Origin of the sequence: Kitasatospora sp. NBC_00240 (genome assembly GCF_026342405.1) — a bacterium.
Taxonomy (GTDB): domain Bacteria; phylum Actinomycetota; class Actinomycetes; order Streptomycetales; family Streptomycetaceae; genus Kitasatospora.
Map to the genome: position 1 here is coordinate 1 of NZ_JAPEMU010000008.1, position 5,736 is coordinate 5,736.

Below are 5,736 nucleotides of genomic sequence, written 5' to 3' on the forward strand. Positions count from 1 at the left end.
TGCACGCTAGTTGGCCAAACGGTGCACGATAGTTGGCCAGGGCGGACTACGGGTGGGTATGCCGGATTGTTCCCACATACGTGGTGTCTGGGGGAGGTTGCCCTTCAGTAGGTGCTGGTCGGGTGCTGTGCTGGCGGTATGAGCGCGAGCAGTACGCGGGAGACCGGCTTCGGTCCGGGGGTGTGGTCGGCGGCCTGCACGGTGGATGACCTGCTGGTCGCGTACGAGCCGGGGCCGACCGACGGCGCGGGCCTCGATGTCGGGCCGGGGTGGAAGCGGCGTTGGACGACGACGTGGTGCCTGGACGGGGCCGAGCTGGTGTGTCCGGTGGCCGAGTTGGAGGGTGTGCCGGTCGGGCGGACCCGCCCGGTGCGGGGGTTCAGCTGGCATCCGCGGCAGGGCCACCGTCCGGGCCTGGAGCTGTTGGTCTCGACCGGCCGGTTGCACGGGTTCGAGAGCCTGGAGGAGCGCAGGTTCCTGCGGGCGGCGGACTTCGCGGGCTCGGTGCGGGACGTTCTGTCGCAGCCGTTCCGGCTCCGATACCGGGCGTCGGGCCGCACCCGGACCCACATCCCGGACTACCTGGTGGTGACGCGGGGCGGCCGGTGGCTGGTGGACGTCCGGCCGCTGCACCTGGTCAAGGACGTGGACCGGCCGGGGTTCGCGGCGGCAGCGGAACTGGCCCGCCTGGTGGGCTGGCAGTACAGCGTCGTGGCCGGCTGGCGGCCCCACGTGAGCGGTGCCATCGAGGCGTTGCGGGCCGAGGCCCGGCCGATGAGCCACCTGCTGGACCTGCAGGAGCGCATGGTGTCGGTGCTCGCCGACGGCGCGATGCCGTTCGGCGACCTGGTCCGCGCGACTCCGTACCCGGTGATGGCGCGGGCGCACGCGCTGCACCTCTTGTGGCATCGGCGGATCGGCGTGGACCTGGCCGAGCCGCTCGGGGACGGCTCGGTCGTCGCGCTGGCGGGCGGTGCACCGCGGTGAACGGCCACGTCGAGGTCGGGCCCGGGGCCGTGCTCCGGCTTGAGGACGGTGAGTGGACCGTTCGGGACGTGCTGACCGCCTCCGGCGAGGTGGTGCTCGTCAGCGCCGATGGCGGGGTTCGGGTCTGGACCCTGGGCCTGTTGGCGGGGAAGGTCCGCGGCGGTTCGGGACCGACGGTGGCGCGCGAGGACCTGAGCGAGGACCAGCTGGTGCTGCTGCGGATCCGGGTGGCGCACGCCCTGGAAGCGGACTGCGGTTTCCGCAGCGGCGATCCGGCCCGGCCGGAGCCGGGAGAGCCGCGGGAGGGCTACGACCCGCTGGTGACGACGAAGGAGCAGAGGCTGGGCCGCAAGGTCGCCGAGCTCGCCGGCCTGCACCCGGCGGAGGCCGGCCGGCTCGGTCTGGAGCAGGTCAGCGAGCGGACGCTGCGACGCCTGGCCGGGCAGTGGCGGGACGGCGGGCAGCGGCTGGAGGCGTGCGCGGACGGGCGGTGGTTTCGGACGTCGCCGGGCCGGACGTCGGTGAGCGTGCAGGTGGAGGAGGCGATCGAGGCGGTGCGGGTCGAGTGCCTGCACCGCTCCCGGGTGAGCATGCGCACCCGGGAGAAGCTGATCCACCAGTACGTCCGGGACAGGTTCGGCGACCAGACCGCAGTGCCGAGCTACACCACGCTGTCGCGGGTCTGGCAGGAGTGGTACGGACCGGGTGGGACGCGGCAGCGCTACCAGCGGTCGGCCGCGGCGATCGACGCGGGCGGCTCGTCGATCCTGATCACCCGGCCGGGCCAGGTCGCGGCGCTGGACACCACGCCGCTGCCGGTGCTGCTGCGTGAGCACGCCTTCGGTGACGCGGTGAGCGCACACCTGACCTGGGCGATGGACGTGTTCACCCGCTCGCTGGTCGCCTTCCGCCTCACCCTGGGTTCGGACACCGCAGTGGATGTGGGGCTGCTGCTCAGGGACGTGATGCTGCCGCTGCCGATGCGGCCAGGGTGGGGCGAGGACATGGCCTGGCCCTATCCCGGGGTGCCGGCGGCGGTGGTGGCCGAGTTCGCGGGCTACGAGGTGGCCGGCCTGCCGTTCTTCGCGCCGGACACGGTGACCACCGACCACGGCTCGGTCTACAAGTCCCACCACCTGGTCGAGGTCGAGCAGCGGCTGGGCTGCAGCATCCTGCCGGCCCGGATGATGCGGGCGACCGACAAGGCGGCGTGCGAGCGGGCGTTCCTCTCCGCGCAGACGCTGTTGTTCGAGTCCCTGCCGGGCTTTCGCGGTGTCGACGTCGCCGACCGGGGCGCCGATCCGGAGGGCGATGCGGTGCTGACACTGGCCCAGATGGAACACCTGATCGCGACGTGGATCGTGGGGACCTGGCAGAACCGCCGCCTGGGCGAGCACGCCCCGCCCTGGGCACCGAACGAGCGGCACAGCCCCAACACGCTGTTCGCCGCCTCGTTCGCGCAGGGCGGCTTCGGCCTGCGGATCCCCTCCTCCGACCTCTACTACGGCGTCCTGCCCGCCAGCTACGTCAAGATCCACCGCAAGCGCGGCGTGAAGATCAGAAGCCTTTGGTACGACGGCCCCGCCGTGGACGACTACCGGGGCAAGCCCTCGCAGCGGCGAGGCCGGCACCCCGGCCTGTGGCGGATCCGGCACGACCCGCGCGACCGCCGCGAGGTGTTCTTCGAGGACCCGGCCACCGGCGACTGGCACCCGCTGCGGTGGACCGGCCTGCCGCCCGAGGGCGAGATCCCGCCGTTCTCCGACGCGAAGGTCGACGAGATGATCGCCCTGGCCCGCGACAGCGGGCTCGTCCCCGTCGATGACCGCGACCTGCTGCCGGTGCTCCTGGACCTGCTGGACGAGCACGCCCCGGTGGAGCGATGGCCGGGCCGGGCGGCGAAGGAAGCCGGCGGCAAGCGGCGCCGGGCGGGCCAGGCCCGGGAAGAGAGCCGCGCCCTGACCGCCGAGCGCGACCGGCGCCGGCCGCGGCAAGGCACGAAGCCGACCGCGCCCGCCGAGGTGGTCGTGCTGCGGCGCGACCAAGTCGCGCGGGCCGTGGACGAGGACCGGCGGCGCCGCCGCGAGCAGGCAGTGCCCGGACCCCCGCCGCTGCCCGGTCCGCTCGGCGGCCACCGCACCCGTGACCTCTTTGCCCTGCCGCCCGACGACGAGGGACAACCAGATGACTGACCTGACGATCAACCCCCTACCGCTGTTCGGCTTCGGTTCGGCGCCCGACCGCACGACCTTCGAAGGCTGGCAGGACTGGCGCCTCGCACGCGGCACCTTCTCGCCCGCGCCCCGGCTGACGGCCGCCGAGCACGCGGCGCTCGGCCCGCGCGCGCGGGCTCTGAACGACCTGCACCGCGCCGCGACCCACGTGAACCTGACGCTCCAGCGGACCCCGATGAGTGACCGGGTCGCCGCGCTGATGGACAGCCGGATGCGCAACAACGCGCTGGACCGCGAACCCGGCACCCGCGACGGCCTGATGATCAGCGGTGGAGGCTTCCAGGGCAAGACCGCCACCGCCTGCGACGCCGCCGCCGAGTTCGAGGGCCTCTGGCGCGACCTCGGCCCGCAGGTGGCGCCGAAACGGCCGCCGATCGCGGGGACCAGGGACCTGCTGGCCCCGGTGGTCTACTGCAAGACACCGGTGCGGGCGACCCCGAAGGGACTGTGCCAGGCGATCCTCGACTTCTTCGGGGCGCCGCACCCCAAGACGCTGCACCTGTCGGTCCGCGCGGTCCGCGACCAGCTGAAAGCGCACTGCTCCACCGTGCTGATCCTGGACGACATCACGCGCCTGCGGATGCACCGGGAGGACGACCAGGACACCCTCGACCTGGTGCGGGACCTGATGGACATGAACGTCACGCTCGTCCTGATCGGGGTGGACATCCCCGGGTCGGGCCTGCTGCGGGAAGGGCGGCACAACCGCCGCACCGGCAGGATCGTCATGCCCGGCAACGGCCGCCGCACCTTCCTGGACGAGGCTGCCACCCAGACCGAGCGGCGCTTCGACCTGATCGGACTCGACCCGTTCGACTACGGCACCAACGTCGGGATCGCGGCCTGGATGAGCCACCTCGCCGGCATCGAGGTCCAGCTGCGACTGCTGCACGGGCACGAAGGCATGCTGACCGGCGGCGGCATGCCCGAGTACCTGTTCGCCCGAACCAACGGAATCGTCGGCCTGCTGAAGCGCCTGATCGTGGACGGATGCGACCACGCCATGCGCACCGGCGCGGAGCGGCTCACGCCGCAACTGCTGGCGGAGGTCAACATCGGCCTGGGCAACTTCCCCGACCGTGACCCCGACGCGGGTGAGATCCCGGACATCCCGCCCGCGACGGTTGTCCCGGCCCCGGTTGTCCCAGGACAACGTCGGCGCGCCAAGCCCCGCAACACCGTCTTCGACGACCACGGGGACCGAGCCGCGGGCGAGTGAAATGACCCTCCCTCCACTGCTGCTGAGCCTGGACCCGCTGGACGACGAGACCCTGTCCGGCTACCTGCTCCGGCTGGCCCACCGTCACCACGTCGACCCCCTCCGGATGCTGCGGCGAACCGGCCTCGCCGCCGGCGACGCGAAGATCGTCCGCATTCCGGTCCGCCTCGCCCTGGAGCTGGACACCGAGCGGGCCCAGCACTTTGGCCGCATCACCCGACTCGACCCGGCCGAGGTCAGCGGCCTGCTGATGGCACCGATCGGCACCCGCTACGGACCGCTGGCGACCACGCGCACGGCAGCGGCAGCCGACGGTCCGTGGGCGTTCACCGAAAACATCCGCTACTGCCCCGACTGCCTCACCGGAGACGGAAGCGAGATCCAGAACCTGCACGGAGGCACCTGGCGCAGAACCTGGCGCCTCCCAGTCGCCTTCACCTGCCCGCCGCACCGCCGGCTCCTGCGGGACTCATGCCCCGACTGCGGATCCCCGGTCCAGGCCGGCGGCACGAACAGCCTCATCGGCCGGCCGAACGACGACGGCCTCCACCCCACCCAGTGCCGAGGGAGCTTGGAGTCGGCGGGCAAGACCCGCAGCGTCCGCCCGGCCTGCGGAGCCGACCTCACCCAGGCCGAGAGCAACGACTTCCGGCGCCTCTCCCCGCAGACGCGCCAGGCTCTCAGCTCAGCCCAGGAGCACATCCAGTCGCTGCTGGACCATGACGGCCCCACCACGGTCGGCAGCATCGGATGGGAAGTCCCCACCGCCCAGTACTTCACCGATCTGCGCGCCGTCACGGCACTGATCTTCATGAGCTGGCCAGAGGCGAGACCTCTCGTCGCCACACCCACGCTCGCCCAGGCCATCGACCCGGAGGCCGACCGCCGGCACACCGCCTTCAGCAGGCTCCGAGCGGCCAGAGGATCTCTCGCCGGTCGGGCCTACTCGGACCCGCCGACGGATCCACTCGTTGCCGGCGCCGTGTTCGAGCTGGCGGCCCGGCTCCTAAGCAGTCCGGACGAGGTCGCAGCAGCAGCCGTTCTGGAACCGCTGGCGGAAGAGGCCCGCTACCGCAACCAGTCCGTCAGCTACAACATCCGCCGGGCGCCCGGCACCTCTCTCCCGCTCCAGGCCGTCCTTCTCAGACCCGCCCGCCGGGCCCCCGACACAGCCACCACAACCCAGCGTCTCGAACGGGTTCCTGGCCTCACTCGCGTCTGAGCGTCTGGCCAACAACGCTGCACAGTCTGGCCAACTAGCCTGCACAGTTGGCCAACTATCGTGCACAGGCACAC

General features: G+C 72.2%; 4 protein-coding genes. All 4 read left to right on the forward strand.

Annotated elements, in window-relative coordinates; genetic code table 11:
* The first annotated feature begins 138 nt into the window (after positions 1 to 138).
* The 4 genes from OG689_RS44670 to OG689_RS44685 are packed head-to-tail and all read left to right on the forward strand — an operon-like array spanning position 139 to position 5,662.
* Positions 139 to 987, forward strand: a complete 849-nt coding sequence (locus OG689_RS44670; RefSeq protein ID WP_266329388.1) for a TnsA-like heteromeric transposase endonuclease subunit — start codon at positions 139 to 141, stop codon at positions 985 to 987.
* Entirely contained in the window at positions 984 to 3,179 is a 2,196-nt protein-coding gene (locus OG689_RS44675) for a transposase (protein ID WP_266329389.1), read from the forward strand. The genes OG689_RS44670 and OG689_RS44675 overlap by 4 nt, the downstream gene beginning before the upstream one ends.
* Positions 3,172 to 4,440, forward strand: a complete 1,269-nt coding sequence (locus OG689_RS44680; protein WP_266329390.1) for an AAA family ATPase — start codon at positions 3,172 to 3,174, stop codon at positions 4,438 to 4,440. The genes OG689_RS44675 and OG689_RS44680 overlap by 8 nt, the downstream gene beginning before the upstream one ends.
* 1 nt (position 4,441) lies before the next feature.
* Complete coding sequence (locus OG689_RS44685) at positions 4,442 to 5,662, forward strand: TniQ family protein (RefSeq protein ID WP_266329391.1); 1,221 nt, start codon at positions 4,442 to 4,444, stop codon at positions 5,660 to 5,662.
* Positions 5,663 to 5,736: the final 74 nt, after the last annotated feature.

What these genes read in the sequence shown, in the direction of transcription:
- OG689_RS44670 (WP_266329388.1), top strand. Translation starts at nt 139, where the DNA reads ATGAGCGCGAGCAGTACGCGGGAGACCGGCTTCGGTCCGGGGGTGTGG.
- OG689_RS44680 (WP_266329390.1), top strand. Translation starts at nt 3,172, where the DNA reads ATGACTGACCTGACGATCAACCCCCTACCGCTGTTCGGCTTCGGTTCG.
- OG689_RS44685 (WP_266329391.1), top strand. Translation starts at nt 4,442, where the DNA reads ATGACCCTCCCTCCACTGCTGCTGAGCCTGGACCCGCTGGACGACGAG.